This window comes from Streptomyces sp. NPDC048171, assembly GCF_043202655.1.
Taxonomy (GTDB): Bacteria; Actinomycetota; Actinomycetes; order Streptomycetales; family Streptomycetaceae; genus Streptomyces.
Genome location: NZ_JBIDAU010000008.1, coordinates 58,907 through 85,369, shown reverse-complemented (window position 1 = coordinate 85,369; position 26,463 = coordinate 58,907). Strand labels below are relative to the sequence as shown.

The following is a 26,463-nucleotide window of genomic DNA, read 5'->3' as shown; positions in this document are numbered from 1 at the left end:
GGATGCCTGCCGCACCACCCGGCGGGGCGTTACACTGTTACACATGACGCCCAACCGTCACAACCACTCGACCCGGCCGAACCCCTCGGACAACGACACGGTGCTCGACGCCGTGCGCGACTGCGTGATGGCCGTCGGGGTCCGCCGGACGACGATGACCGACGTCGCCCGCCGCGCCGGTGTCTCCCGGATGACCCTGTACCGGCGCTGGCCGGACGTGCGGTCCCTGGTCGGCGACCTGATGACCCGCGAGTGGATCTCGGTGGCGACCGGGGCCATCCCGGAGCCCCGGCCGGGCACCGGCACCCGCTCACGCGTCGTCGAGGGGCTGGTGGCCGGGGTGGAGCGGTTCCGCGCCCACCCGCTCTTCCGCAAGATCGTCGACGTCGACCCCGAGCTGCTCCTGCCCTACGTCCTGGACCGGCGCGGAGCGAGCCAGGAAGCCCTGCTGGAGTTGCTCGGTGACGCGCTGGGACAGGGGCACGCCGACGGTTCGGTGCGCCGGACCCACCCCGAGCGGCAGGCGCGGTCCGTGCTGCTGGTCGTCCAGTCCTTCGCCCTGTCGCTGCGGACCATGACCGACGAGGACGACGACGAGCTGACCTCCACGGCCTTCCTCGCGGAGCTGCGGACCATCCTGGAAAGGACCCTCACGCCATGAGCCCCACCAGCAGCCCTGCCGCCGGGGCGGCCTCCCTGTCCGCAGCGCGGCGCGCCCGCGAGCTGGCCGACACCGTGGGCGGGCCCGTCGTGGACGTCCTGGTCGTCGGCCTCGGCGCGACCGGCTCGGGGGCCGCCCTGGACGCGGCGGCCCGCGGGCTGAGCGTCGTCGCCGTGGACGCCCACGACCTGGCCTTCGGCACCTCCCGCTGGAGCTCCAAGCTGATCCACGGCGGCCTGCGCTACCTCGCCTCCGCCCAGCTCGACGTCGCCCACGAGAGCGCGGTGGAGCGCGGGGTGCTGATGGAGCGCACCGCTCCCCATCTGGTGCGCGCCCAGCCCTTCGTGCTGCCGCTGACGCCGCTGGTCTCCCGGGGCCAGGCCGCGCTGGCCTGGGCCGGCTTCCGGGCCGGGGACACCCTGCGGCTCGCGGCGCGCACGGCCCGGGCCACGCTGCCCGCACCGCGCCGGCTGTCCGCCGTGGAGACCCGGCACCTCGCGCCGGCCCTGCGCTCCGACCGGCTGCGCGGCGGCCTGCTCTCCTGGGACGGCCGGCTCACCGACGACGCCCGGCTGGTGACCGCGCTCGCCCGCACCGCCGCCGCCCGCGGCGCCCGGATCCTGACCCGCACCAGGGCGCTGGAACTGACCTCGTCCGGTGCCCGGATACGCGACGAGCTGACCGGCGAGGAGGGCGTGGTGCGGGCCCGCGCGGTGATCAACGCCTCCGGGGTGTGGGCCGGCGGCCTGGTGGACGGCATCCGGGTCCGCCCCTCCCGCGGCACCCACCTCGTCCTGCGCTCCGAACACCTCGGCCCGCTCCCCGCGGGCCTGCACGTACCGGTCCCCGGGGAGACCAACCGCTTCGTCCTGGTCCTGCCCCAGGGGGACGGCCGGGTGTACGTCGGCCTGACCGACGAACCCGTGGAGGGCGACGTCCCGGACGTGCCGGAGGTGCCCGAGACCGACGTCGGCTTCCTGCTCGACGTGCTCGGTTCGGTACTGGACGTCCCGGTGCACCGCGAGGACGTGGTGGGCGCCTTCGCCGGTCTGCGGCCCCTGCTGGACACCACCTCGCCGGACCGGGCGGGCGGCGGGCCCCGCACGGCGGACGTCTCGCGCCGGCACGCCGTGCTCACCTCGTCGGAGGGCGTGATCACCGTGGTCGGCGGCAAGCTCACCACGTACCGGCGCATGGCCGAGGACGCGGTGAACGCCGCCGTCGCCGCCCGCGGCCTGACCGCGGGCCCCTCCCCCACCGCCGCCCTGCCCCTGGTGGGCGCCGCCGCTCCGCACGCCCTGGCCACGGTGCGGGCGCCGGACCGCCTGGTGCGGCGCTACGGCACCGAGGCGCCCGACGTGCGGGCCCTCGCCGACCGGGACCCCCGGCTCGCCGAGCGGATACTGCCGGGTCACCCCGTCACCGGCGCCGAACTGCTGTGGGCGCTGCGTCACGAGGGCGCCCTCGACGAGGCGGACCTCCTCGACCGGCGCACCCGCATCGGCCTGGTGCCCGAGGACCGCGCTGCGGCCCTGGACGCCGTACGGGACCTGGTCGGCGAGACCATGGCACGGCAGGACTGACGGCGGCCGCACCCGCGTCGACCCCGGTCAGGAGCCCTGGCCGCCGTCCTGGACGGCCTTGCGGACGCTCGCCTCGATCTTGTGCAGGGACCGGCCTCCCTCCTTGACGTACTCCGACATCGCGGTCCGCGCGTCCCGGTCCAGGTCGCGCCAGGCCCGCACGGCGGTCTCGTACGTGTGGGACTGCCGCGGGGTCCACCGATGCTGCGTGGGAGGCCCGTACGAGTCGCGCAGTTCCTCGACCCGGTGCTGTGCCAGGTCCGCCGCGCGACGCTTGTGCACGAGCTCCTCGAATGTATGAGCCACCACACCTCGACGGTAGTCAGAGGAACGCCGTCGCGCGCGTCGAAACCGGCACCGGCGGTCCCGTCGGCCCGGGTCCGCACAAGTGGGCCCCACGGACCGCGAAGACCCTTACCATCAAGCCACCATGGACGGCCGGGCATATGCGAGAAGTGAGGGCAGCGTGGCGGACATCGAGGGACCGGCAGTACCCGAGCGGCTGCTGATCACCCGTACCACCACCGGCGACGGCGTCAGCATCGTCATCCTCGCCGGAGAGGTCGATCTCGACGGCAGCGGCCAGTTGCGCGACGTCCTGCTGTCCTCGGTGCAGTCGGCACCGGGCACGGTCGTCGACTTCGGCGAGGTGGGCTTCCTGGACTCCAGCGGCATCAACGTGCTGATCTCCGCCCACCAGGAGGCCGAGTCCCGCGGGGTGTGGCTCCGGCTCGCGGCACCGCGGGACGCCGTCGAGCGGGTGCTGCGGCTGGTCGGCGTCGACGGGCTGATCGCCTGCTTCCCGAGCGTCGAACAGGCGCTGACCGGCTGAGGGAGGTCAGGTCAGCGGCAGGCGCGCGTACACCGTCTTCCCCTTGGCGTGCGGCTTGGTGATCACCTCGCCGCACAGGCGGGTCACGATCTCCAGACCGTGCCGGCCGACCCGCAGGGGATCGCGGGGCAGGAACGTGGGAAAGGCGTCCCCGGTGTCGGAGACCGCGATCTCCACCCGGTCGTCCACCAGGGTCAGCGTGAGCCGGCAGGGTCCTGGCGCGTGCCGCAGCGCGTTGGTCACCAGTTCGCTGGCGACCAGGCGGGCGGCGTCCAGGAAGGTGTCGGCCAGGTCGACGCCCAGCTCGGCGAGCCGGCCGACGAAGCGGTGCACGACGTCCCGGGCGGCCGGGATCATCGCCGAACCGCCCCTGAACTCCACCACCGTGGACACGTCGGAGGTGTCCGCGGCATCGGGTCCGTGCGCCGGAGTCATACAGAGCCTCACCGTCCGGTCGGGGCCGTGTGGGGGAGCGAGGTCCCGGCCCCTCACGATACGCACCGGCGAGGCTTTCACGATCCCTGTGCCCCAACTTCCGCCGGACACTCCGTTTTTCGGACAGGCCCGGCCCGGTGCGCCGGACCGCCGGAGCCCGCTCGGGCGGTGGGCGGTCCGGCGCGCGGGACCGGTCAGGAGGCGGTGCAGCCGCCGACCGTGGGTGCGGCGCCGCTGCCGTTCTTCGCCACGGTGAATCCGAAGCTGGTCGACGCCCCGGCCGCCAGGGTGCCGTTCCAGCTCGGGCTGACCGTCATGACGTTGCCCGCCCAGGTGGGAGTGCCGTTCCAGAGGGACGAGACGGACTGCGGCGAGGGCAGGACGACCGTCGCGGTCCAGGAGCTGATCGGCGCGTCGCCGGCCGTGATGGTGACCTGGCCGTTGTAGCCACTGCCCCAGTCCGCGGTCCTGGTGTAGGCGGCGGTACAGCTCGCGCCGGGGTCGCCGGGGTCACCCGGGTCGCCCGAGCCGCCGAGGGCGGTGAGGACGGCGTCGTAGGCGGGCTTCTTCCGGTAGTCGCCGTCGAAGAGCAGCGGGGTGCCGCCGCTGCGCCACGAGTACTTGTCGGTGACGCCCCAGACGGTGATGCCGGTGCAGCGGTCGACGGCGAGGCAGGCGTCGGTCACCTTGGTGTAGTTGGCTGCCTGGGCCGATCCGGAGCCCTCGATGTCGAGTTCCGTGATCTGCACGTCGACGCCGAGGTCGGCGAAGCGCTGCAGGTTCTGCCGGTAGTCGGCGGGGACCGGGGAGGCGCTGTTGAAGTGGGACTGGAAGCCGACGCAGTCGATGGGCACGCCGCGGGACTTGAAGTCCTTCACCATGGCGTAGACGGCATTGCTCTTCGCGTTGACGCCGTCGGTGTTGTAGTCGTTGTAGCAGAGCCTGGCGGCCGGGTCGGCGGCGCGGGCGGTGCGGAACGCCTCCTCGATGAAGCCGTCGCCGAGCCTGTCCTGGAAGGGCGAGCTGCGGCGGGCGCCGCTGCCGCCGTCCTGGAACGCCTCGTTGACGACGTCCCAGCTGTGGATCTGCCCCTTGTAGTGGCCCATCAGGCCGTTGATGTGGTCGTTCATCGCGGTGCGCAGGTCGGCGGCGCCCAGCGCGCCCACCCAGGAGGGCAGCTGGGAGTGCCAGACGAGAGTGTGGCCGCGCACGTCCATGCCGCGGCTTCGGGCGTGGTCCACGACCCGGTCGGCGGCGGCGAGGGTGAAGGTGCCGCGGCTGGGTTCGGTGGCGTCCCACTTCATCTCGTTCTCGGGCGTCGCCGAGGTGAACTCGCGGTCCAGCGTGGCGGCGTAGTCGGCCTCGCCGAGGTGGTTCGCGGCGACGGCGGCGCCGAAGTAGCGGCCCTGGCCGGCCGCGGCGGACCCGAGGGTGTCGGCAGCCTCGGCTTCGGCGGTGTGGCCCGCGGTCGCCAGCGCGGCCACGGCCACGAGTCCGGCGGCGGCCGTTCTCGCCAGGCATCTCAAAGTCATGGTCATGTCATCCCGTTCCTTGAATCGGTGTGCGGGGGCCGTTCGGAAGGGCGGAGATCATGGATCATGGATCGTCGAAACTTTCGGAATGATTTCCGAATGTCGCGGAGGAGGTTACGGATTCCCGTCCGCGCGGTCAACGCCCGGCACGGTCACCCGTGCGGACCGACCACGTGCACGACCCGGGTGCGGTGGCGCATTCTTGCTGTGTCGCCCCGCGCGGCGGCGCACGGACGAGGTGGGGCCGATGAGTGCAGGCGCCGAGGAAGCGGACCGGACGGCCGGACGGCTGACGGCGCTGCTGATCGACGCCTGTGTCCGGGCGATCGAAGCCGCCGACGGCCGGGTGGGAGGGGTCTACCTGCCCTCCGGCACGCCCGGCCTGCTGCGGCTCGCCGTGCTCGCCGGACTGCCCGGGCGGTTGTTCCGGCCCTGGTGGCGCCTGCACGCCGACAGCCCGTTCCCGGTCGCCGACGCCTACCGGCTGGGGGTCCGCGTCGTGCTGCCCAACGCCGCGGAGACCATGCGCCGCTACCCGCAGTTCGCGGCCGGCCTGCCGTTCCCGTTCGGGTCGCTGTACGTGCCCGTCGCCGGGTCGAGGCGGACGTACGGGGTCCTGACCGTCCTGCGCCCCGCCGCCTCGGACGCCGCCGAGGTGCTGGAGGGCGCCGACCGGATGGCGGGGCTCGCGCAGGACCTGGGCGCGGCCCTGGAGCGGCTGGACGAGGACAGCGCGGCGCCGCCCGTCCGCTGGGAGGGCGAACCGCTGTGCGTCCGGCCACCCCCCGCCGGACGGCACCCGCAGCAGGCGGGAACCTTCGCCTGGGATCCGGTCACCGGCGCCGTCACCCTCGACGAACCGCTGTGCGTCCTGCTCGGCATGCCCGCGGGCACCGCCGGACACACCACCGCGCTCGGGTCGCTCACCGCCGTCCTGGCCCCCGAAGACGGGCACCGGCTCGCCGCGGCCCTGCGGGAGACCGCCGCCGGCCGGCCGCCGCGGCTGCCCCTGTACGTGCGCGCGGCGGACGGGGCGCTGCGCCTGGTCGAGCTGTGGCGGCCGCAGGCGGCGCGGGCCGACGGCGTGACCGTACGGGGAGCGGTCCGCGATCCCTTCGCCGGCACGGTGGCCGACGCCGCCGCCGACCTGCTGCCGGACGGCGTGTTCTGCGTGGACCGGCTGGGCACGGTCGTCTACGCCAACCCGCGCGCCGCCCAGCTGCTGGGCCGGCCCCGTGCCGGGCTGCTCGGCCGCTCGCTGTGGGAGGCGGTTCCCTGGCTGGACCAGGCCGCCTACGAGGACCATCTGCGCGGTGCGCTGCTCTCCCCCGACCCGGTCCGCTTCCATGTCCGGCGCCCGCCCGACGACAGCCGCCGCACCGCCCCGCAGCCCTTCGAGGGCGACTGGCTGGCCGTCGCCGTCTATCCCGGCCCCGACCTCCTGACGGGCACGCTCAGGCCCGCCAACCGGGTGGCCGACGCGTCGGCCGGCCTCACCCCGGAGCACCGGGTGCCGGAGACGGAGCCCGAGGCCGGCGACCCCGCCCCGCCGATCGCCTCGACGGCGGCCGAGTACCGCCCGATCGTGCTGGCCGTCGCCCTGACCGAGGCGGTCACCGCACGCCAGGTGTCGGCCGTGGTCGTGCGGGAGCTGCTGTCCGCCTTCGGTGGCCGTCGGCTCGCCATCTACCTGCTCCAGGACCGCCACCTCCATCTGGCCTGGGAGACGGGTTTCCCGCCGGGCTTCCTCGCGCCCTTCGAGGGCGTCGGGCTGGACGCCCGGCTGCCCGGCGTCGAGACGCTGACCAGCGGCCGGCCGCTCTTCTTCGACTCCATGCACGACCTGGCCGCCGCGTATCCGGGCATCCCGCTGGACGCCACGGAGGGCGCCCGCGCCTTCCTGCCGCTGATCGCCTCCGGACGCCCGGTCGGCTCCTGCATCCTCGGCTTCGACCGCGCGCGCGGCTTCAGCACCGAGGAACGCTCGGTGCTCACCGCGCTGGCCGGGCTGATCGCCCACGCCATGGAGAAGGCCCGGCGCTACGAGTCCGAGACCGCCCTGGCCCGGGGCCTCCAGGGCGTGCTGCTGCCCCGCCGGCTGCCCGCCCATCCCCTGCTGGAGACCGCCGGACGCTATCTGCCGGGCACCCAGGGCATGGAGGTGGGCGGCGACTGGTACGACGTCGTCGCCTCCGGGGACTGCATGGCCCTGGTCATCGGCGACGTACAGGGGCACGGCGTGCAGGCCGCGGCCACGATGGGGCAACTGCGCAGCGCCGTGCGCGCCTTCGCCCTCGGCGACCGGCCGCCCGACGAGGTGATGAGCGGCGTCAACCACCTGCTGGCCGACCTGGACCCGGGCCTGTTCGCGAGCTGCTGCTACATCCGGCTCGACCCCGCCACCGGACGGGCCCTCGCCTCCCGCGCGGGTCACCCGCCGCCGCTGCTGCGCCACCCGGACGGACGCACCGAGGCCCTGGACCTGCCCGGTGGGGTGGTGCTCGGCGTGGACCCCGGGGCGCCCTATCCGCTGACCGAGTTCCGCGTCGAGCCGGGTGCCGTCCTCGCCCTCTACACGGACGGCCTGGTGGAGCGGCCCGGCAGCGACATCGACGACGGCATCACCGCCCTGCGGCTCGCCCTGGCCAGGGTGGGAGCGCCCGCCGCGCGACCCGGCAGGCGGGCGCTGGCCGGCGTCGCGGACCGGCTCGTCGTGGCCTCCCGCCACGCGACGGACCGCGCCGACGACATCGCCCTGCTGCTCGCCACCCGCCGTCCCCGCCCCGGGAGCCCCCGATGACCCCACCCGCGGCCCCCCGCCCGGCGGACCCCGTCGGCACAGGGGGTGCCCCTCGCCTCACGGGGCCCGGCAGTGTAGACATGGGCACATGGTCCGACTGAGGGGTCGATCGGGAGAACGGTCACCCCGTCGTCCCAGCGGCCCGCTCGCCCGACACCGGAGGGACGCGGACCCGACACGGCGGGGGACGGACGCGGGGCGGCGTGACTCGGCACTGCGCCGGGCGCTGTCCGGACGCAGCGTGGCCGCCCAGGTCTTCGTCATGAACGTGGTCATCGTGCTGCTGCTGGTGGTGGCCGCGGCGGTGGCGCTGGTGCTCCAGGTCCGGCACGACAGCACCGTCGAGGCCCGCAACCGGTCCCTGGCGGTGGCCGAGACGTTCGCCAACTCCCCCGGCATCCTCGCGGCGCTGCGCGCCCCCGATCCCACGGCGGTGCTCCAGCCCCGGGCCGAGGCGGCGCGCAAGGCGACCGGTGTGGACTTCGTGGTCGTCACCGACACCGACGGCATCCGCTACACCCATCCCAAGCCCGACCGCATCGGCCGGGAGTTCGTGGGGAACATCGCCCCCGCTCTGGCCGGGAAGACGGTGACCGAGGAGGTCGACGGGACCCTCGGACCTCTGGTCCAGGCCATCGTGCCGGTGGAGGAACCCGACGGCACGGTCGTGGGCCTGGTCTCGGCCGGCATCACCACGGAGAACGTGGGCGGCGCCGCCGAACGGCAGCTGCCGCTGGTGCTGATCGTGGCGGCGGTCGGCCTGGTCGTGGCGACGGCGGGCACCGCGCTCGTCAGCCGGCGGCTGCTGCGCCAGACGCACGGTCTGGGACCGCGCGAGATGACCCGGATGTACGAACATCACGACGCGGTCCTGCACAGCGTCCGCGAGGGCGTGCTCATCGTCGGCCCCAAGGGCCGGCTGCTGCTCGCCAACGACGAGGCCGAGCGCCTGCTCAACCTGCCCCCCGACGCCGAGGGACGGCACGTCCTCGACCTCGGGCTGCCCGCCGACACAGCGGAGCTGCTGGCCTCCGGCCGGGTCGCGACCGACGAGGTGCACCGGGTCAAGGACCGGCTGCTGGCGGTGAACCAGCGGCCCACGGACGTCCGGGGCGGCCCCGCGGGCAGCGTCGCCACCCTCCGCGACTCCACGGAGCTGCGGGCCCTGTCCGGCCGCGCCGAGACCGCTCGGGAGCGCCTGGACATGCTGTACGACGCGGGCGTGGGCATCGGCACCAGCCTGGACGTCACGCGCACCGCCGAGGAACTCGCCGAGCTGGCCGTACCCCGGTTCGCGGACCACGTCAGCGTGGACCTGTTCGACGCGGTCCTGGCGGGCGGCCAGCCGGAGGGCGGCACGACGCTGCGCCGCACCGCGCTCAGCGGCGCGTCCGAGGATGTCCCGCTGTACCCGGTGGGCCGGCAGCTGCGCTACGTGGAGTCCGCCCCGCAGGGCCGGACCCTGCGCACCGGCACGCCGGTGCTGGAGCCCCGCCTCGATGTGGCGCCCGGCTGGCAGGCGCAGGACCTCGAACGCACCGCGCAGGTCCTGGAGTACGGCATCCACTCGCTGATCACGGTGCCGCTGCGCGCCGGCACGCTGGTGCTCGGGGTGGTGAGCTTCTGGCGTTCCGAGACGCCCGAGCCCTTCGACGAGGACGAACTGGCTCTCGCCGAGGAACTGGTCGCGCGGGCCGCGGTCTCCATCGACAACGCCCGGCGCTACACGCGCGAGCACAGCATGGCGGTGACCCTCCAGCGCAGTCTGCTGCCCCGCCGCATGCCGGACCAGAACGCCCTGGACGTCGCCTACCGGTACCTGCCCGCGCAGGCCGGGGTGGGCGGCGACTGGTTCGACGTCCTGCCCCTGTCGGGCGCCCGGGTCGCGCTGGTGGTCGGCGACGTCGTCGGGCACGGGCTGCACGCGGCGGCCACCATGGGCCGGCTGCGCACGGCGGTGCACAACTTCAGCGCGCTCGACCTGCCGCCCGACGAACTGCTCGGCCTGCTGGACGAGCTGGTCGGCCGCATCGACCAGGACGAGCAGACCGACGACGGCACCGCCCCGGTCACCGGCGCGACCTGCCTCTACGCGATCTACGACCCGGTCGCCGGCACCTGTGTGATGGCCCGGGCGGGCCACCCGCCACCCGCGCTGATCCGGCCCGACGGCGGCGTGGAGTTCCCCGAGGTGCCCGCCGGTCCCCCGCTGGGGCTGGGCGGCCTGCCGTTCGAGACGGCCGAGCTGCGGCTGGCGGAGGGCAGCCGGCTGGTGCTGTACACGGACGGTCTGGTGGAGGACCGGGGGCACGACATCGACGTCGGTCTGGCGCACCTGCGCGAGGCGCTGGAGACGGCCGGGCCGACGCCCGAGGAGACCTGCCGGACCGTCCTGGACGCCCGGCTCCCGGACCGGCCGGGCGACGACATCGCCCTGCTCGTGGCCCGTACCCGCACCCTCGGGCCCGACCACGTCGCCGAGTGGCAGGTTCCGTCCGACCCGGCGGCCGTCGGCGAGGTGCGCTCCCAGGTCACCCGGCGGCTCGCCGAGTGGGGCCTCGACGACCTGGCGTTCTCCACGGAGCTGATCCTGAGCGAGCTGGTCACCAACGCGATCCGGTACGGCGGTGAGACCGTCCACGTACGGATGCTGCGCGACCGCAGCCTGGTCTGCGAGGTGTTCGACAGCAGCAGCACCTCGCCGCATCTGCGCTACGCGGCCATGACGGACGAGGGCGGGCGCGGACTCTTCCTGGTCGCGCAGCTCGCCGAGCGCTGGGGCACCCGCTACACGCCGGCCGGCAAGGTCATCTGGGCGGAGCAGCCGATGCCGTGACCGTGGCGGGCGCCGCCCTCGGTCCGTACCAATTTCACGCTCGACGGGTGCCCAGCGCCGCCTCCATCTGGTAGGAAACTTTCCTATCAGTGCCCGGCACTCCCAACCCCCCACCACCGACTGGAGATTCCGTGAGGCACCCCTTCAGCGACCCCGCGCCCCGCGCGGGCCTCTCGCGCCGTAGCGTGCTCGCCATGACATGCGCGTCCCTGGCGACCGTCCCCCTGCTCACCCCCTCCAGGGCCACGGCGGCGTCCGTGCGCGCGGCGGGGCTCGACGACCCGGCGAAGAAGGAGATCGCCATGCAGCTCGTGTCGAGCGCGGAGAACTCCTCGCTCGACTGGAAGGCGCAATACCAGTACATCGAGGACATCGGCGACGGGCGCGGCTACACCGCGGGCATCATCGGCTTCTGCTCCGGCACCGGCGACATGCTCGACCTGGTGGAGCTGTACAGCGACCGCAGCCCCGGCAATGTGCTCTCGCGCTATCTGCCGGCGCTGCGCCGGGTCGACGGCTCCGACTCGCACGAGGGGCTGGACCCCGGATATCCCGACGACTGGCGCCGGGCGGCGGGCGATCCCGAGTTCCGCCGCGCGCAGGACGATGAGCGCGACCGCGTGTACTTCGGCCCGGCCGTGCGCCAGGGGAAGGCGGACGGGCTGCGCGCGCTGGGTCAGTTCGCGTACTACGACGCGATCGTCATGCACGGCGGCGGCGGTGACCGGCTGAGCTTCGGCAGCATCCGCGAGCGCGCCCTGGGCCGGGCCCGGCCGCCGGCCCAGGGCGGCGACGAGGTCACCTACCTGCACGCCTTCCTCGACGAGCGGGTGTGGGCGATGAAGCAGGAGGAGGCGCACAGCGACACCAGCCGGGTCGACACGGCGCAGCGCGTCTTCCTCGACGAGGGCAACCTGGACCTCGACCCGCCGCTGGACTGGCAGGTGTACGGGGACAGTTACCACATCGGCTGAGGGCGACGGGCCCCCGGGCGACGGGCACGACGCGGGCCGCGGAGCCGGCCGTATGCCGGACTCCGCGGCCCGCGCCGCGGGGGATGCGCCCCGGTGTCAGTGCCGGAAGGCGTCCTTGCCCTTCTCCTTGGCCTGCCGGGCGTCACCCTTGGACTGCTCGGCGCGGCCTTCGGCCGTCATCCTCTCGTTGCCGACGGCCCGGCCGACCGTTTCCTTGGCCTTGCCCTTGGCCTGCTCCATCTTGGCCTTCGACTTCTGGTTGCCGGCCACAGTGACTCACCTCTCGGCGTTCGTTTGCAATGGTCTGCGACTTCGGGTGCCCGCTGGAGCGGCGTCAAACCTGCGAGATGCCGAGGGGTGTTCGCGGGCCCCCGGGGTAGAGGACGGACAGGACAGAGCTGGACCGTCGTCGACTCGGAGGGACGTCATGGCCGGAGTACTGGACCGGATCAAGCGGTTCGCGCGCAGCCCGCAGGGGCGCAGGGCGGCCGAGCAGGTGCGCCGTGCCGCCGCGGACCCGCGCCGGCGCGCGCAGGCCCAGCAGATGCTGCGCAGGTTCGGCAGCAAGCGGCGCTGACCCCCTCCCGCCGGACAGCCACACCCACGCCGGTCAGCCCTGACCGGCGTGGGTGTGGCTGTGGGACGTCTCCGGCGGGCAGCCCCGCTCGTCGCCCGGGCGGTCCCGGCGCCAGTCGCGGACCGCGACGGTCAGCGCGCACAGCATCGCGGCGACGCCGCACCCCACGGACAGGGCCACCGCCTCCTGGTAGTCCTCGTGGGTGGCGTTCAGGGTCAGGTAGAACAGGCCGGGAAGCGCGGCGGTGCCCACGGCGCCGCCCAGCCGCTGCCCCGTCTGGAGTGCGCCACCCGCGGCGCCGGCCATCCGGACGGGGACGTCGCGCAGCGTCATGGTGATGTTCGGCGAGATCACGCAGCCGCTGCCGAGCCCGCCGAGCAGCAGGGCGGGCACCGCGTACCAGGCGGCCCGGTCGGCGGGCGCCAGCCAGAGGAGCAGGGCGGTGGTGCCGAGACCCACCATGACGGCGACGAGGCCCCAGACCGTCAGCAGCCGGCCCAGCCGCTCCACCAGCCGGCCCGCCACGGCCGCGGCGGCGGCCGATCCCACGGCGAACGGCGTGACCGCGAGGCCGGACGCCAGCGGCGAGTAGCCGAGGCCCTTCTGGAAGAAGAGCGCGAACACCAGCCACACCCCGCTGAAGCCGACGAAGTACAGGGTGGCCAGACCCGCACCGGTGGCGTACCCGCGGGTCTCGGTGAGCAGGCCGGGTTCCAGCAGCGGCTGCCCGCCGCGCCGGGCGACCCGCCGCTCCCACCGGGCGAAGGCGGCCAGCACGACGGCTCCGGCGGGGAACAGCCACCACACCTTGGTCAGGCCCCCGCTCTCGGCGAGGACCAGCGGGAGCATCAGGGTGAGGATGCCGGTGCCGAGCAACGCCACCCCCACCGGGTCGAGCCGCCCCGGGCCGCCGGGCGCCACCCGCGGCAGCAGACGGAAGCCGAGCACCAGCGCGACCACGCCGACCGGCACGTTGACGTAGAAGATCCACCGCCAGCCCTCGGGGCCGGCCAGCGCGAGGATCAGACCGCCGACGACCGGGCCGACGGCACTGGACACGCCCACGGTGGCGCCGAAGAGGCCGAAGGCCCGTCCCCGTTCCGCCCCGTGGAAGAGCTGCTGGATCAGCGCCGAGTTCTGCGGTGCGAGGCTGCCCGCGGCGACTCCCTGGAAGATCCGGGCGAGCACCAGCAGTCCGATGCCGGGCGCCGCTCCGGCTGCGGCGCTAAAAAGCACGAAGGCGGCGAGGGCGGCCAGGAAGACGCGGCGCCGGCCGAACGCGTCGCCGATCCGGCCGGCCGTCACCAGGGTCAGCGCGAAGGCGAGCGCGTAGCCGGAGACGACCCACTGCACGGACGCCGCGGAGGCATGCAGCCCCTCCTGCATCGACGGCAGGGCGACGGCGACGATGGTGACGTCCAGGAGCGTCATGAAACCGGCGACCAGCGTGACCCAGAGGGCTCGCCACCGGTTCGGATCCGAGCTGTCGTCCGGACGCTGCACGCGGGCTCCCCTCGTGAGGCGGCACGGAGCGCGATCACTCCGCGCCCCACGCATGCGTCACCCGTGACGAGGGGTTCAAACCCGACGGCAAAGCCCAACCATGAGATCCCATAAGCTGCCCTTATGGCCTCATAGACCGGACCCGCGTACCGACTTAGGCTTGCCTTAGCTTAGGCTTTCCCGAGAGTCGATCTGTTACCGCTCGAAGGGAACCTGAACATGCCCCGCCCTCTGCGGGTAGCCATCGTCGGATCCGGCCCCGCCGGCATCTACGCGGCCGACGCCCTGCTCAAGTCCGAGGTGGCCGCCGACCCCGGCGTTTCCATCGACATCTTCGAGCGCATGCCCGCCCCGTTCGGACTCATCCGCTACGGCGTCGCGCCCGACCACCCGCGGATCAAGGGCATCATCACCGCCCTGCACCAGGTGCTCGACAAGCCGCAGATCCGTCTCTTCGGCAACGTGAACTACCCGACCGACATCAGCCTGGACGATCTGCGCGCCTTCTACGACGGTGTGATCTTCGCCACGGGCGCCACGGCCGACCGCGACCTCAAGGTCCCCGGCTTCGAACTCGACGGCTCCTACGGCGCCGCCGACTTCGTCGCCTGGTACGACGGCCACCCCGACTACCCGCGCACCTGGCCGCTGGAGGCCGAGAAGGTCGCCGTCCTCGGCGTCGGCAACGTGGCCCTGGACATCGCGCGCGTCCTGGCGAAGACCGCGGACGAGCTGCTGCCGACCGAGATCCCGCCGAACGTCTACGAGGGTCTCAAGACCAACAAGGCGCTGGAGGTCCACGTCTTCGGCCGCCGCGGCCCGGCGCAGGCGAAGTTCAGCCCGATGGAGCTGCGGGAGCTGGACCACTCCCCCAACATCGAGGTCATCGTCGACCCCGAGGACATCGACTACGACGACGGCTCGATCGCGACCCGGCGCGGCAACAAGCAGGCCGACATGGTCGCCAAGACCCTGGAGAACTGGGCGATCCGCGACGTCGGCGACCGGCCGCACAAGCTGTTCCTGCACTTCTTCGAGTCGCCCTCCGAGATCCTCGGCGAGGACGGCAAGGTGGTCGGCCTGCGCACCGAGCGCACCGCGCTGGACGGCACCGGCAACGTCAAGGGCACCGGCGAGTTCAAGGACTGGGACGTCCAGGCCGTCTACCGGGCGGTCGGCTACCTGTCGGACCAGCTGCCCAAGCTGCCCTGGGACATCGACTCGGGCACGGTCCCGGACCAGGGCGGCCGGGTCGTCCAGGAGTCCGGCGAGCACCTGCAGTCGACGTACGTCACCGGCTGGATCCGGCGCGGCCCGGTCGGCCTCATCGGCCACACCAAGGGCGACGCCAACGAGACGGTGTCCAACCTGCTGGACGACTACGCGAACGGCCGTCTCCAGACGCCCGCCTCGCCCGCTCCGGAGGCCGTGGACGCCTTCCTGGCCGAGCGGAACGTCCGCTTCACCACCTGGGACGGCTGGTACCGCCTCGACGCCGCGGAGAAGGCGCAGGGCGTGCCGTTCGGGCGGGAGCGCATCAAGCTCGTCGAGCGCGAGGACATGCTCCGCGAGAGCGGCGCCTGATCCGTCGTAACCGGGCCGCTTCGGCCCGGTGCGGCCGGGCCCGGCGGGGAATCTCCCGCCGGGCCCGCGGCCGTCAGACCTCCAGCTCGGTCTCGATCCGGCGCAGTTGGTGGCGGGCCATCGCGAGGTTGGCGCGGCTCGCGTCCAGCACCAGGTAGAGGAACAGCCCGTTGCCGCCGCGCCCCCTGAGCAGGCGGATCATGTGGTACTGGGTGTTCAGGGTGATCAGGATGTCCTCGATCTCCTCCTTCAGGCCGAGGTGCTCCATGGTGCGCAGTTTGGCCCGCACGACGTCGGTGTTGCCCGCGGCGGCGACCTCCAGGTTGAACTCCTTGGTCCCGCCCAGCGTGCCGAGCGCCATGCCGCTGGTGTAGTCGACCAGCGCGGCGGCGGACGCTCCGTCGATGGAGCTGAGGCATTCCTTGAGCGAGGTCTCCAGGTTGGCCATGGTGGTTCCTTTCCGGACGTGATCGGTACGCGATCGGTGGTCAGGTCGGCCGGCGGTGGCCGCCGGCCTGGGGGGTCGGTCGGTGTGCGGGGCGCTGCGGGGTGCGCACCGGCAGGGTGCCGATGGGCCGGGCGGTGTCCGCGGCGGTGGTCGGGGCGGGTTCCACGGCGGCCGGGGCGCGGCCCCGGTCGTGGCCGATGTGGGCGGCGACCAGCTCCCCGATGCGGGCGCCGCTGCGCCGGCCCTCCAGGTGCAGCCGGCCCACGTTGACCCGCCCGTCGGCGAGCAGGGTGAGCACGGCGGCGGGACCGGCCGCGTAGGTGGCGACGTAGCCGTCCGCCCCGCGCAGCAGCAGCTCGCGGAAGCCGCCGCGCGAGGTGGCCTCGGCCATGCGGTGTGCGACGCCGAGGGCGGCGGCGGTGAGCGCGGCGAGACCCTCGGGTTCGGTGCCGGGCGCGTCGTGGGCGAGGACCAGTCCGTCCACGGTGGCCGCGAGTGACCCGGTCAGCTGGGGCACGCGGTTGCGCAGTCGGTGCAGTTCGTCCAGGACGTCGCTCTCGACGGCCATGAGCAGTCTCCTTTCGGCACGCTGACGGCGCGCGCGGATCACAGGGCCTCCAGGGCGTGTCGGAGCCGTCGCAGCAGGGCGGTGTCCGGGTCGTCCCACACGGTGCCGCCCGGGTCGGGTCCCGGTGCGAGGGGCGGGGCGACGGGCGGCGGGGCGGCGACGACGAGGCCGTCGGCGGCCAGGCGGCGCAGTTCGACGAGGGTGTGGTACGTGCGGCAGGCGAGCGAGGAGGCGATCTGCGCGGCGGTGCGCACGCCGTCGACCTGCGTCAGGGTCCGGCCGCGCCGCACCGGCAGGTCGGCACGCCCGGTGCCCGGAACCCTGGTCAGCGGGACGGTGTCGATGGCGGGGTCCGGCCAGATGCGGTCCAGCAGGGCGCGCCGGCGTCCGGACTCGCGGACGACCGCGTCGACCGGCACGGAGCGGACCGCGCCGAGCCAGTGCACCGCGCCGGGCCGGAAGCGGTGCGCGCGCGTGTCGTGGGCGAGGACGAAGTACGCGGCGTCGAACAGGGCGCCCAGGTGGCAGACCTCCAGCGCGCCGGCCGAGAGCCGTCCGCTGTCCACGAGCCGGTGCCCCACCCGGTGCTGGGTTCCGCCCCGGTCGACGGCGTCCCACCAGCCGTCGGAGGGGACGGCGCCGCTGCGGGTGAGCAGCGAGCCGAGGTCGGGGGTGAAGGCCGACTCGACGTGCACGACCCGGCCGGCCGAGAGGTAGACGATGCCCCGCTCGCCCGAGAGCGCGCCGGTCGCCCCCTCGGCGGCGAGCGCACCGAGGGCGGCCGAGGTCGTCTCCTGCGTGGCCCAGGTGGTGGTCACTCTGGTCATCCGAGCACCAGGCGGTCCGCCATCTCCGCCAGCCGGATGCGGGCCAGGGCGAGGTTTCCGTCGTCGCGGCCCAGCCAGAGGTGGAGGAAGACCGTGCTGTCGAAGGGGGTGCTGACGAACCGGAGCAGGTGGTAGGCGTCGCCGGTGGTGGCGATCAGGTCCTCCACCGGGGGCGCCTTGCCCGGGTCGGCGTCGGTTCCGGTCTCGCCGGCGGCCAGGGAGCCGCTCTCGGCGACGTGCCGGGCCAGTTCGGCGGTCTCGGCCGCCGTGGCCTCCCAGTCCCCGCCCGGTGCCTCGCCGACGGCGCCCAGGGCGAGCCCGCTGATCCAGTCGACCAGCGAAGCGCCACGCGCCCCGGGCAGTCGCATGGCTTCCAGCAGACTCTCGTCGATTCCGGGCACGCCGGATCCCCTCCCCCTGCACGGCTGTACCGCGAACGTGACGCCGAGACTACGGAAAGTGCACGCGTCTGGTGAGCGCTTTGGCATTTTCCAGAGGAACGTGCACGCGTTCCGGCATACTGCGGTATTTCGGCTCCGACAGGGGCCCCTCAGGGCGCGCCGACGAGGGCTTCGGCGCGGGCAGGCCCGCCCCGATGCGGATGGTGGGCGGACCTGCCCGCGGGGCCCATTGTGGGGACGCCGGAGCCGTGCCGCCCACGGGTGAACCGCCGCCGTCGCGGGTGCCCGCCGCACACCCGGCGCGCGTCGGTCCGCACCCGAGGGGCGTGCCCCGGCCGGGACGGGCAACCCGAACCCCCATGGCCCGACTGCACCTTCCCCACATCCGTAAGCACCCCAAGGACGACCGAGCGGACGAGACGCCGGACGAGACGCCCCCCGAGGACTACGGTCCGGACGCCTCCACCGAGCGCGCCGCCCCCGACTCCCCGACCCAACTGCCGGGCCGCTCCTGGACCGCGCTGGTGAAGCGCGTGGTCGCCGAGTTCCAGGAGGACGAACTCACCGACCGCGCCGCGGCCCTGACCTACTACGGCGTGCTGTCCATGTTCCCGGCCCTGCTGGTACTGGTCTCCCTGCTCGGCGTAGCCGGGCCCTCCGCCACCCAGGAGGTGCTGGAGAACATCCAGCAGCTCACGCCCGGTTCGGTACGGGACATCGTCACCGACGCGGTGGAGCAGTTGCAGGCCAGGGCGGGGCTCGGCTCCGTGCTGGCGGTGGCCGGTCTGGCGGGCGCCGTCTGGTCGGCGTCCGGCTACGTGGCCGCGTTCATCCGCGCGGCCAACGCGGTCTACGACGTGCCCGAGGGGCGCCCGCTGTGGAAGGTGCTGCCGCTGCGGGTGGCCCTGACCGTGGTGCTGCTGGTGCTGGCCGTGGTCAGCGCGCTCATCGTCGTGTTCACCGGCGGTCTGGCCCAGCAGGCGGGCACCGCGCTCGGCATCGGCGACACCGCGCTGACGGTCTGGTCCCTCGCCAAGTGGCCGGTGCTGGTCGTGCTCGTCACCTTCATGATCGCGATCCTGTACTGGGCCACGCCGAACGCCCGGGTCAAGGGCTTCAAGTGGGTCTCCCTCGGCAGCGTGGTCGCGCTGCTGATCTGGCTGGCCGCCTCCGCCGGGTTCGCCTTCTACGTGGCCAACTTCGGTTCGTACAACAAGACGTACGGCACCCTGGCCGGTGTCATCGTCTTCCTGGTCTGGCTCTGGGTGACGAACCTGGCCATCCTGCTGGGCCTGGAGTTCGACGCCGAACTGGCCCGGCAGCGCGTCATCGACGGCGGCCACCCGCCCGAGGAGGAGCCCTACGTGGAGCCGCGCGACACCAGGGCCTGGGACGACGCGGACCACCGGGAGGCGGCCCCGGGCAAGTGAGCCGGAGTGAATTGCTAGGGCAGGATCGAGTCGACGTAGCCGCCGTCCACGCGGACGGCGGCTCCCGTCGTGGCGGAGGCGAGGGGCGAGCTGAGGTACACCACGAGGTTGGCGATCTCCTCCGGCTCGATCAGCCGCTGGAGCAGGGACTGCGGGCGGTGCTCGCGCATGAAGACGCGCTGCGCCTCGTCCCAGGGCAGCTCCCGGTCGACCAGCTGGTAGACGAAGTCCTCGACGCCCTCCGTGTGGGTGGGACCCGCGATGACGCAGTTCACCGTGACGCCACTGCCCGCGGCCTCCTTGGCGAAGCCGCGGCCGACCCCGAGCAGGGCGGTCTTGGAGACGCCGTAGTGGATCATCTCCGCGGGGACGACGACGGCCGAGTCACTCGCGATGTACAGCACCCGGCCCCACCCCCGTTCCCTCATCCGGGGGAGGTGGGCGCGCGTCAGCCTGACGCCGGCGAGGACGTTGATCTCGAAGTAGCGCCGCCACTCGTCGTCGCTGATCTCCAGCGCGGGCACGGCGCCGAAGACACCGAGGTTGTTCACCAGGATGTCGACGTCGGGCATCGCCTCCATGGCCAGCGCGGCGCCCTCCTCGGTGCCGAGGTCGGCCACGACCGGCACGAACACGCCGTCCGGCACCTCGGCCCGCAGTTTCGCGACGCCCTCCTCCAGACGGCCCGCGTCGCGCCCGTTGACGCCGACGGTGGCCCCGGCCCGGGCCAGGCCGGCGGCGATCGCCGCACCGATGCCCTGCGAGGATCCGGTCACCAGTGCGGTTCGTCCGCCGAGGTCGAGATTCATCGGGTCGCTCCTTGTCGTGCCGTACGGTCGGTCGCGGTACTCCTGCCCACCCTCGCCCACCACCCACCCCCGCCGCATCCCGCACCACGCCGCGGCCCGCCCGGCCGGCGGACCCCCCGGATACTCTCCGCCGACCTGCGGCGTCGATACTTGCCTACGTCCGTGTCCCTGCTGCCCGATGGACCCATGCCACCCTCTCCCAGCGCCCGCCCCACGACTCCGCCCACGCTGTGGGCCGCCCGCGGCCGCCACGTCGGCTCCGCGGCCGAGGACACCGTCCGGCACACGCTGGAGCGGCTGAAGAAGGAACTCGTCCTCGACGACTTCCTGGAGCCTCCCGACGAGACGCCGGCCGACGGGCTCCCCGGCCGCCGCGTCTTCGAGGCCCGCTGGAAGGTTCCCGAGGCCGTGACCGTACGGGCCAGACTGATCCTGGAGCCCGGCTCGGCGGGCGGTCAGGAGTGGACGCTGCTGGCCGAGGCGGAGGAGGCATGGGATCCCGAGTGGCCCTCCCCCGCCACGATGTTCTGGCCCGACGACCCGGACGTCACCTGGGACCGGGACGCCGCCACGGGACTGCGGCTGCGGGGCATCAACACGCTGCCGGACGACGACAAGGCCGTACGCCGGCTGATCAAGGAGTCCGGTCGCAGCCCCTGGAACATCCACGTCGTGGTCCACGAGGCGATGACCACCGACCACCGCGGCCGCGTGCCGCTGGCCCGGCGGCTGCCCCCCGGTCTGCGGCACCGGGTGGTCGAGCACCGCGCCGCGCCGCAGCAGCTGCGGGTCGTGAACTGGGCGCTGGAGGACTTCGGCGTCCAGGTGCCGCGCGGCGGCGCCGTGGTCCTCCCCGGCACCCCGGCCCCGGCCGGCTACGACGCCGACGCGTTCTCCGTCCGCACGGTCTTCCTGGACGGCTCCGAGCCTACCGCGCTGATCGAGGCGGTGACGTCCTTCGACGCCCTGGACAGGCAGCTGCCCGACGACGCGGTGGCGGACCTCGCCTCGCTGCGGGAGGAGTGGCGGCTGCTGACCCTCCAGGAGGAGCTGGAGCGCGAGCGCAGGCTGGTGGCCATGTACGCCGAGGCGCTGGAGGCCATGACGCAGTCCCGCGACCTGTACCGGGAGGCGGCCGAACGCGCGGCCGAGGCGCTGGCCGGGTACCGGGAGTCGGCCGGGGCGCCTCCGGCCGCGCCGCCGCCCGCCGAGACCTCCCCGGCGTCCCCGCTGCGGGGACTCACCCGCACGCTGGAGCGGTTCAGAGGCGCCGCCCGTCCTCCACGGCAGCCATCGCGACCGGAGACGCCGCCGGACACACCGCCCGGGACGGAGAGCGGGGAGACGTCCCGCCCACCGGACGGGACCACCGACTGAGGGCACCCTCACGTGTCATCCGGCGTCAGATGGATACGCGGACGGCCACAGCAGCAGGGCCCGTCCCGGAAGGTCATCGACGCCATGGACAGCCAGCACGAGAGCGCCCCCGCCTCCCGCCCCCCGGAGTCCGCCCGCTCGCAGACCACGCTCCGGGTCAACGGGAAACCGCACACCCTCGTCGTCGACCACCGCCGCGTCCTGCTGGACCTCCTGCGGGAGGATCTGGGTCTCGCGGGTGCCAAGAAGGGCTGCGACCACGGGCAGTGCGGCGCCTGCACGGTCCTGGTGGACGGCCGGCGCATGAACGGCTGCCTGCTCCTCGCGGTCGCCCTCGACGGCTGCGAGATCACCACCATCGAGGGCCTCGCGGGGGACGGCGAGGAGCTGCACCCGATGCAGCGGGCCTTCCTGGACCGCGACGCCTACCAGTGCGGGTACTGCACCCCGGGCCAGATCTGCTCGGCGGTGGGCGTGCTCGCCGAGGCCGCGGCCGGCCACCCGTCCCACGTCACCGACCCGGCGACGCCCTCCGGGGAGCCCGTCGCACTGGGCCGCGAGGAGATCAGGGAACGGATGAGCGGCAACCTGTGCCGCTGCGGCGCCTATCCGCGGATCGCCGACGCGGTCGAGGACGTGATCCCGTGAAGCCCTTCGCGTACGTACGCGCCGACAGCGTCGACGAGGCCACCGAGGCGTTCGCGGCCCACCCCGGCGCCCGCTACCTCGGCGGCGGCACCAACCTCGTGGACCTGATGAAGCTCGGGGTCGAGACGCCGACCGCCCTCGTCGACGTCACCCGGCTGCCGCTGGACACGGTGGAGGAGCTGCCCGACGGCGCGCTGCGGGTCGGCGCGACGGTCCGCAACAGCGACCTCGCCGCCCACCCCGTCGTCCGTGACCGCTACCCCGCGCTGTCCCAGGCGCTGCTGGCGGGCGCCTCGGGGCAGTTGCGCAACGCCGCCACCACGGCCGGCAACCTGCTCCAGCGCACCCGCTGCCCGTACTTCCAGGACCCCTCCAAGCCCTGCAACAAGCGGGAGCCCGGCACCGGGTGCGGCGCCCTGGAGGGGGTGCACCGCGACCACGCGGTGCTGGGCCACTCCGACCAGTGCATCGCCACCAACCCGTCGGACATGGCGGTGGCGCTGGCCGCCCTCGACGCGCGCGTGGAGCTGACCGGCGCCGAGGGCACCCGGAGCGTGCCCGCCGCCGACTTCCACCGGCTGCCGGGCATGCACCCGGAGCGGGACACGGAGATCCGCCCCGGCGAGCTGATCACCGGCGTGCTCCTGCCCGCCGCCACGGCCGGTCTGCCCTCGGCGTACCGCAAGGCCCGCGACCGGGCGTCGTACGCCTTCGCGCTGGCCTCCGTCGCCGCCGTGCTGGACATCGACGACGGGGTGGTGGTGCGGGCGGGCATCGCCTTCGGGGCGCTGGCCCACCGGCCCTGGCGCGCGCGGCGGGCCGAGGACGCGCTGACCGGCGCCGCGCCCACGACGGCGGCCTTCGAGCACGCCGTCGACCTGGAGCTGGCCGCCGCCGAACCGCTGCGGGACAACGCCTACAAGGTGCCCCTGGCCCGTCGGCTCGCCCTCGACGTACTGGGCCGGCTCGCCCCGCCGGCCACGACCTGAACCCGGCGTCCCCGAGGAGAACCCCATGACCGCCACCGAGACCGTCCTGGGCGCTCCCGCCGAGCGCCGGGAGGGGCGGGAGAAGGTCACCGGCACCGCCCGCTACGCCGCCGAGTACGACGCCCCCGACCACGCCCAGGCCTGGCCCGTGCCGGCGGCGGTCGCCCGGGGCCGGGTGACCGCCGTCGACACCGCCCCCGCGCTCGCGCTCCCCGGCGTGCTCGCGGTGCTCACCCACGAGAACGCGCCCCGCCTCGGGGACCCCGACGACCCCGTACTGGCCGTGCTCCAGAGCCCGCGGGTGCCGCACCGGGGCTGGTTCGTGGGGCTGGTGGTTGCGGAGAGGCTGGAGGCGGCCCGTGCGGGTGCCGCCGCCGTCCGCGTCACGTACGAGACGGAGGGCCACGACGTCACGCTCACCGCCTCGCACCCGGAGGCGTACGTCCCCGAGACGGCCAACGGCGGATACCCGGCCGTCACCGAACTGGGCGACCCGGACGGTGCCTTCACGTCCTCGGCGGCCCGGCTCGACGTCGGGTACCGGGTGCCGCCGCTGCACAACCACCCGATGGAACCGCACGCCAGTACGGCGCGGTGGGACGACGGCCGGCTGACGGTGCACTCCTCCAGCCAGGGCACCTCGGCCGTCCGCGCCGAACTCGCCCGGATGTTCGACATGCCGGAGGACCGGATCACGGTGCGCTCGGAGCACGTGGGCGGCGGCTTCGGGTCGAAGGGCACGCCGCGCCCCGACGTGGTGCTCGCCGCGATGGCGTCGCGGGAGACCGGCCGTGCGGTGACCGTCGCGCTGCCGCGCCGCTACCTGCCCGCGGTCGTCGGACACCGGGCGCCGACCCTGCACCGGCTGCGGATCGGTGCCGACGCCGACGGCCGGCTCACCTCCCTGACGCACGAGGTGACCACGTACACCTCGCGGGTGAAGGAGTTCGTCGAGCAGGCGGCGGTACCCGCGCGCGTGATGTACGCCGCTCCGGCGATGCGCACGCTCCACCGGGTGGCACCGCTGGACGTGCCCACGCCGTCGTGGATGCGCGCGCCCGGTGAGTGTCCAGGCATGTACGCCCTCGAGTCGGCCATGGACGAACTGGCCGTCGAACTCGGCGTCGACCCGGTGGAGCTGAGGATCCGCAACGAGCCGGAGACCGAGCCCGAGAGCGGAAAGCCCTTCAGCAGCAGGCATCTGGTGGAGTGTCTGCGCGACGGCGCCCGCCGCTTCGGCTGGGAGCGGCGCGATCCGCGCCCGCGCTCCCGCGCGGCCGGCCCCCTGCTGATCGGCAGCGGGGTGGCCTCGGCCACCTATCCCGTCCTGGTGGGGCCCGGCGTGGCGTCGGCGCGGGCGCTACCCGGAGGCGGCTTCCTGGTCCGGGTCAACGCCACCGACATCGGCACGGGCGCCCGGACGGTGCTCGCGCAGATCGCGGCCGACGCCCTCGGCGCTCCGCTGGACGCGGTCCGGGTGGAGATCGCCGACAGCGACATCGGCTTCGGCTCGGTGGCCGGCGGTTCCTCGGGCACCGCGTCCTGGGGGTCGGCGGTGCACGCGGCGTGCGTCCGGCTGACCGGTCTGCTGGCCGGGCGCTCGGAGCCGCTGCCCGAGGAGGGGCTGGTGGCCGAGGCCGACACCTCGGGCACGGTCGACGCCGAGAGTGCGTACGCCCGGCACGCGTTCGGCGCGCACTTCGCCGAGGTGGCCGTCGACACGGTCTCCGGCGAGGTACGGGTGACGCGGCTGCTGGGCGTCTTCGCCGCCGGTCGCATCCTCAACGCCCGCACGGCCCGCTCCCAGTTCATCGGGGGCATGACGATGGGCCTGGGCATGGCGCTGACCGAGGACAGCACGATGGACCCGGCGTTCGGCGACTTCACCCAGTCCGACCTGGCCTCGTACCACGTACCCGCGCACGCGGACGTCGTGGCCCCGGAGGCCTACTGGGTCGACGAGGCCGACGACCACCTCAACCCCATGGGCAGCAAGGGGATCGGCGAGATCGGCATCGTCGGCACGGCCGCGGCCGTCGGCAACGCCGTCCACCACGCCACCGGCATCCGCATCCGCGAACTCCCCCTCACACCGGACCGGGTACTCACCGCCCTCCTCGAACACGAACACCCGGCGGGCATGCTGGGGGTGTGAGGACGGCACACGGCCCGTGCCGGCAGCTCCCGGCACGGACCACGAGGTGGAACGGGGTCAGTCCGCGGCGCGGGCCGCGGTCATCCGGCGGGGCGGCCGGTGCCGTCGGGTGGTGTCCTGTGAGGCCACCCGCACGCACAGGGCGGTGAGCGCGACGAGTGCGGCCGTCACGGCGACCGCCACCGCGACCCAGGTGGGGGCCAGCGTCAGGTCCGCGGTCCGGGAGACCGGGGACGACGGGGTCGCGCTGCCGTAGAGCTTGGCCGCGGCCAGCGCCGCCGGCCCCACGACCGCCGCGGCGAGCAGCGCCACGGCGGGCCGCAGGGTCAGCAGCAGGGCCAGCACCAGGCAGAGCGCCGAGAGGCCGAGGGCGACGCCGTAGACGGGGGCCGGGGCATCGGCGCGGTGCAGGGGGAAGAAGGCCACGCCGCAGCCGGCCAGGACGGCGACGGTGAGCCAGGCGGGCCAGGCCGGGCCGCGGGCGGACCGGCGGGCGGCGCGGTCGCGTTGGGCGCGGCCTTCGGACGCGCGGTCGCGGTCCCGGCGGGCCGGGCGCGGTGTCCTGCGGCGCTCCCGGCCGCGGCGGTCCGCCACGCCGAAGACGCGGGACCGTCGTGCCGGACGGTCGGCGGGCGCCCGCCCGCGGCTCTCGCGGCCGTCGTCCTCGTCGTTCGCGTCCTGGGCCGCCCGCAACTGCCGTGCATCGGGCCGCTCCGGGCGTTCGTGTCCGTCCTCGGCGAGCCGGCCGATCAGGTCGACGAGTTCCTCGACGGGCCGGCCGGTGGCGGCGGCCCGTACGGCCTCCCGGCCGCAGTGCGGCTCCAGGGGCGTGCGGTGCAGCAGTGCCATCAGCCGGGTCACGTCCTCCACCGAGCGGCTTTCGGCGGCGGCCCGGATCGCCTCGTCGGCGCTGTCCGGGTGGCGGGGCGGCCGGGTCAGCAGGCCGACCAGCCGGGTCACGTCCTCCACCGACCGGTTGACGCCGACCGCGCGGAGCGCGTCGACCGTGGCCTGCGCGTACTGCGGGGACCGCTCCAGCGTGGTGATCAGGTCGACGACCTCGTCCAGCGGACGGTCGGCCACGGCGGCGCGCACGAGGTCGCCGACGGGGTCGCCGTAGGCGCGCTCCTGCGTGCCGTCGGCGGCGCGTTCGTGGCGGCCGGCCTCGCGAGGGTCGGACTCGTGGCGGCCGGGCCCGGGGTGGTCGGGATCGAGGAGGTCGTCGTCGAGCAGGTCGTCGTCGATCAGGTCGGAGTCGGGGAAGTCGGGCTCGGGGCGGTCGGTGCCGTCGGCGCGCGGGTCGTCGAGGTCGGACTCCCAGACGTCCGCGTACCGGGCGTCCGCTTCCCGGACGGAAGGGTTCCGGGTGCCGGGAGCCCCGCCGGGTGAACGCGTCGTGCCCGTGCCCGTCGTCGTCTCCCCGGTGGGCAGGTCCAGGGCGGATATGGCGTATTCGGGCGAACGGGGTGATGAAGAGCCGGTGGTCATGGTCCC

General features: G+C 74.2%; 24 protein-coding genes. 13 read left to right on the top strand and 11 right to left on the bottom strand.

The genetic code is table 11. From position 1 onward, the window contains the following. The first annotated feature begins 43 nt into the window (after nt 1-43). Together ACGF3J_RS22920 and ACGF3J_RS22915 are read left to right on the top strand one after the other, a co-directional pair. Entirely contained in the window at nt 44-661 is a 618-nt protein-coding gene (locus ACGF3J_RS22920) for a TetR/AcrR family transcriptional regulator (protein ID WP_161327814.1), read from the top strand. After that, nucleotides 658-2,244, top strand: coding sequence for a glycerol-3-phosphate dehydrogenase/oxidase (locus ACGF3J_RS22915; RefSeq protein ID WP_393854577.1), 1,587 nt, complete (start codon nt 658-660; stop codon nt 2,242-2,244). Before ACGF3J_RS22920 ends, ACGF3J_RS22915 begins: the two co-directional genes overlap by 4 nt. A gap of 27 nt (nt 2,245-2,271) precedes the next feature. Here ACGF3J_RS22915 and ACGF3J_RS22910 read toward each other — a convergent pair whose 3' ends face one another. Then, entirely contained in the window at nt 2,272-2,526 is a 255-nt protein-coding gene (locus ACGF3J_RS22910) for a hypothetical protein (RefSeq protein WP_393854576.1), read from the bottom strand. 184 nt (nt 2,527-2,710) lie between these two features. Between ACGF3J_RS22910 and ACGF3J_RS22905 the strand changes: the two genes are divergently transcribed. Then, entirely contained in the window at nt 2,711-3,076 is a 366-nt protein-coding gene (locus ACGF3J_RS22905; RefSeq protein WP_386933029.1) for an STAS domain-containing protein, read from the top strand. A 6-nt stretch (nt 3,077-3,082) separates the two neighbouring features. Here ACGF3J_RS22905 and ACGF3J_RS22900 read toward each other — a convergent pair whose 3' ends face one another. Next, nucleotides 3,083-3,511: an ATP-binding protein gene (locus tag ACGF3J_RS22900; RefSeq protein ID WP_393854575.1), complete on the bottom strand. Its 429-nt coding sequence runs from the start codon at nt 3,509-3,511 to the stop codon at nt 3,083-3,085. Nucleotides 3,512-3,705: 194 nt separating this feature from the next. Further along, entirely contained in the window at nt 3,706-5,049 is a 1,344-nt protein-coding gene (locus tag ACGF3J_RS22895) for an endo-1,4-beta-xylanase (RefSeq protein WP_393854574.1), read from the bottom strand. A gap of 241 nt (nt 5,050-5,290) precedes the next feature. Between ACGF3J_RS22895 and ACGF3J_RS22890 the strand changes: the two genes are divergently transcribed. The 3 genes from ACGF3J_RS22890 to ACGF3J_RS22880 all read left to right on the top strand — a co-directional run bounded on the left by ACGF3J_RS22890 (nt 5,291) and on the right by ACGF3J_RS22880 (nt 11,653). Further along, on the top strand, nt 5,291-7,843 hold the full coding sequence (locus ACGF3J_RS22890) for a SpoIIE family protein phosphatase (RefSeq protein WP_393854573.1): 2,553 nt from the start codon (nt 5,291-5,293) through the stop codon (nt 7,841-7,843). A gap of 88 nt (nt 7,844-7,931) precedes the next feature. Next, nucleotides 7,932-10,679 (top strand): SpoIIE family protein phosphatase, encoded by a 2,748-nt coding sequence (locus ACGF3J_RS22885; protein ID WP_393854572.1) that lies wholly within the window; start codon nt 7,932-7,934, stop codon nt 10,677-10,679. A gap of 131 nt (nt 10,680-10,810) precedes the next feature. Further along, the gene (locus tag ACGF3J_RS22880) at nt 10,811-11,653 is read left to right on the top strand and encodes a chitosanase (protein WP_161331233.1); all 843 of its coding nucleotides are present in this window, start codon (nt 10,811-10,813) and stop codon (nt 11,651-11,653) included. Between the two features lie 96 nt (nt 11,654-11,749). Here the strand turns inward: ACGF3J_RS22880 and ACGF3J_RS22875 are convergent, their stop codons facing one another. Then, nucleotides 11,750-11,923: a CsbD family protein gene (locus ACGF3J_RS22875; protein ID WP_064731228.1), complete on the bottom strand. Its 174-nt coding sequence runs from the start codon at nt 11,921-11,923 to the stop codon at nt 11,750-11,752. 157 nt (nt 11,924-12,080) lie between these two features. Here ACGF3J_RS22875 and ACGF3J_RS22870 point away from each other — a divergent pair, with 157 nt between their 5' ends. Continuing rightward, nucleotides 12,081-12,230, top strand: a complete 150-nt coding sequence (locus ACGF3J_RS22870) for a hypothetical protein (protein WP_114531779.1) — start codon at nt 12,081-12,083, stop codon at nt 12,228-12,230. Between the two features lie 33 nt (nt 12,231-12,263). Here the strand turns inward: ACGF3J_RS22870 and ACGF3J_RS22865 are convergent, their stop codons facing one another. Further along, on the bottom strand, nt 12,264-13,733 hold the full coding sequence (locus tag ACGF3J_RS22865; RefSeq protein WP_393854571.1) for an MFS transporter: 1,470 nt from the start codon (nt 13,731-13,733) through the stop codon (nt 12,264-12,266). A 219-nt stretch (nt 13,734-13,952) separates the two neighbouring features. Between ACGF3J_RS22865 and ACGF3J_RS22860 the strand changes: the two genes are divergently transcribed. Further along, complete coding sequence (locus tag ACGF3J_RS22860) at nt 13,953-15,317, top strand: FAD-dependent oxidoreductase (RefSeq protein WP_393854570.1); 1,365 nt, start codon at nt 13,953-13,955, stop codon at nt 15,315-15,317. A gap of 73 nt (nt 15,318-15,390) precedes the next feature. Here ACGF3J_RS22860 and ACGF3J_RS22855 read toward each other — a convergent pair whose 3' ends face one another. The 4 genes from ACGF3J_RS22855 to ACGF3J_RS22840 are packed head-to-tail and all read right to left on the bottom strand — an operon-like array spanning nt 15,391 to nt 17,561. Further along, on the bottom strand, nt 15,391-15,765 hold the full coding sequence (locus ACGF3J_RS22855) for a hypothetical protein (protein WP_122619116.1): 375 nt from the start codon (nt 15,763-15,765) through the stop codon (nt 15,391-15,393). Between the two features lie 40 nt (nt 15,766-15,805). Beyond that, nucleotides 15,806-16,333: a roadblock/LC7 domain-containing protein gene (locus ACGF3J_RS22850; protein ID WP_393854569.1), complete on the bottom strand. Its 528-nt coding sequence runs from the start codon at nt 16,331-16,333 to the stop codon at nt 15,806-15,808. 38 nt (nt 16,334-16,371) lie between these two features. Beyond that, entirely contained in the window at nt 16,372-17,160 is a 789-nt protein-coding gene (locus tag ACGF3J_RS22845) for a hypothetical protein (protein WP_202558285.1), read from the bottom strand. Beyond that, nucleotides 17,157-17,561 (bottom strand): hypothetical protein, encoded by a 405-nt coding sequence (locus ACGF3J_RS22840; RefSeq protein ID WP_161329419.1) that lies wholly within the window; start codon nt 17,559-17,561, stop codon nt 17,157-17,159. The genes ACGF3J_RS22845 and ACGF3J_RS22840 overlap by 4 nt, the downstream gene beginning before the upstream one ends. Before the next feature lie 359 nt (nt 17,562-17,920). Between ACGF3J_RS22840 and ACGF3J_RS22835 the strand changes: the two genes are divergently transcribed. Next, nucleotides 17,921-18,991, top strand: a complete 1,071-nt coding sequence (locus tag ACGF3J_RS22835; protein ID WP_393854568.1) for a YihY/virulence factor BrkB family protein — start codon at nt 17,921-17,923, stop codon at nt 18,989-18,991. Nucleotides 18,992-19,005: 14 nt separating this feature from the next. Here the strand turns inward: ACGF3J_RS22835 and ACGF3J_RS22830 are convergent, their stop codons facing one another. After that, complete coding sequence (locus ACGF3J_RS22830; RefSeq protein WP_125495754.1) at nt 19,006-19,800, bottom strand: SDR family NAD(P)-dependent oxidoreductase; 795 nt, start codon at nt 19,798-19,800, stop codon at nt 19,006-19,008. A 186-nt stretch (nt 19,801-19,986) separates the two neighbouring features. Here ACGF3J_RS22830 and ACGF3J_RS22825 point away from each other — a divergent pair, with 186 nt between their 5' ends. The 4 genes from ACGF3J_RS22825 to ACGF3J_RS22810 all read left to right on the top strand — a co-directional run bounded on the left by ACGF3J_RS22825 (nt 19,987) and on the right by ACGF3J_RS22810 (nt 24,969). Continuing rightward, nucleotides 19,987-21,177, top strand: a complete 1,191-nt coding sequence (locus tag ACGF3J_RS22825) for a hypothetical protein (RefSeq protein ID WP_393854567.1) — start codon at nt 19,987-19,989, stop codon at nt 21,175-21,177. Between the two features lie 84 nt (nt 21,178-21,261). Continuing rightward, nucleotides 21,262-21,825 carry a 2Fe-2S iron-sulfur cluster-binding protein gene (locus ACGF3J_RS22820; protein ID WP_161331866.1) on the top strand — a complete coding sequence of 188 codons (564 nt, stop codon included), beginning with the start codon at nt 21,262-21,264 and terminating at the stop codon, nt 21,823-21,825. Then, the gene (locus ACGF3J_RS22815; RefSeq protein ID WP_393854566.1) at nt 21,822-22,814 is read left to right on the top strand and encodes an FAD binding domain-containing protein; all 993 of its coding nucleotides are present in this window, start codon (nt 21,822-21,824) and stop codon (nt 22,812-22,814) included. Before ACGF3J_RS22820 ends, ACGF3J_RS22815 begins: the two co-directional genes overlap by 4 nt. Before the next feature lie 25 nt (nt 22,815-22,839). Further along, nucleotides 22,840-24,969, top strand: a complete 2,130-nt coding sequence (locus ACGF3J_RS22810) for a xanthine dehydrogenase family protein molybdopterin-binding subunit (protein ID WP_393854565.1) — start codon at nt 22,840-22,842, stop codon at nt 24,967-24,969. Between the two features lie 57 nt (nt 24,970-25,026). Here the strand turns inward: ACGF3J_RS22810 and ACGF3J_RS22805 are convergent, their stop codons facing one another. Then, nucleotides 25,027-26,457 carry a hypothetical protein gene (locus ACGF3J_RS22805; RefSeq protein WP_393854564.1) on the bottom strand — a complete coding sequence of 477 codons (1,431 nt, stop codon included), beginning with the start codon at nt 26,455-26,457 and terminating at the stop codon, nt 25,027-25,029. Nucleotides 26,458-26,463 lie beyond the last annotated feature (6 nt).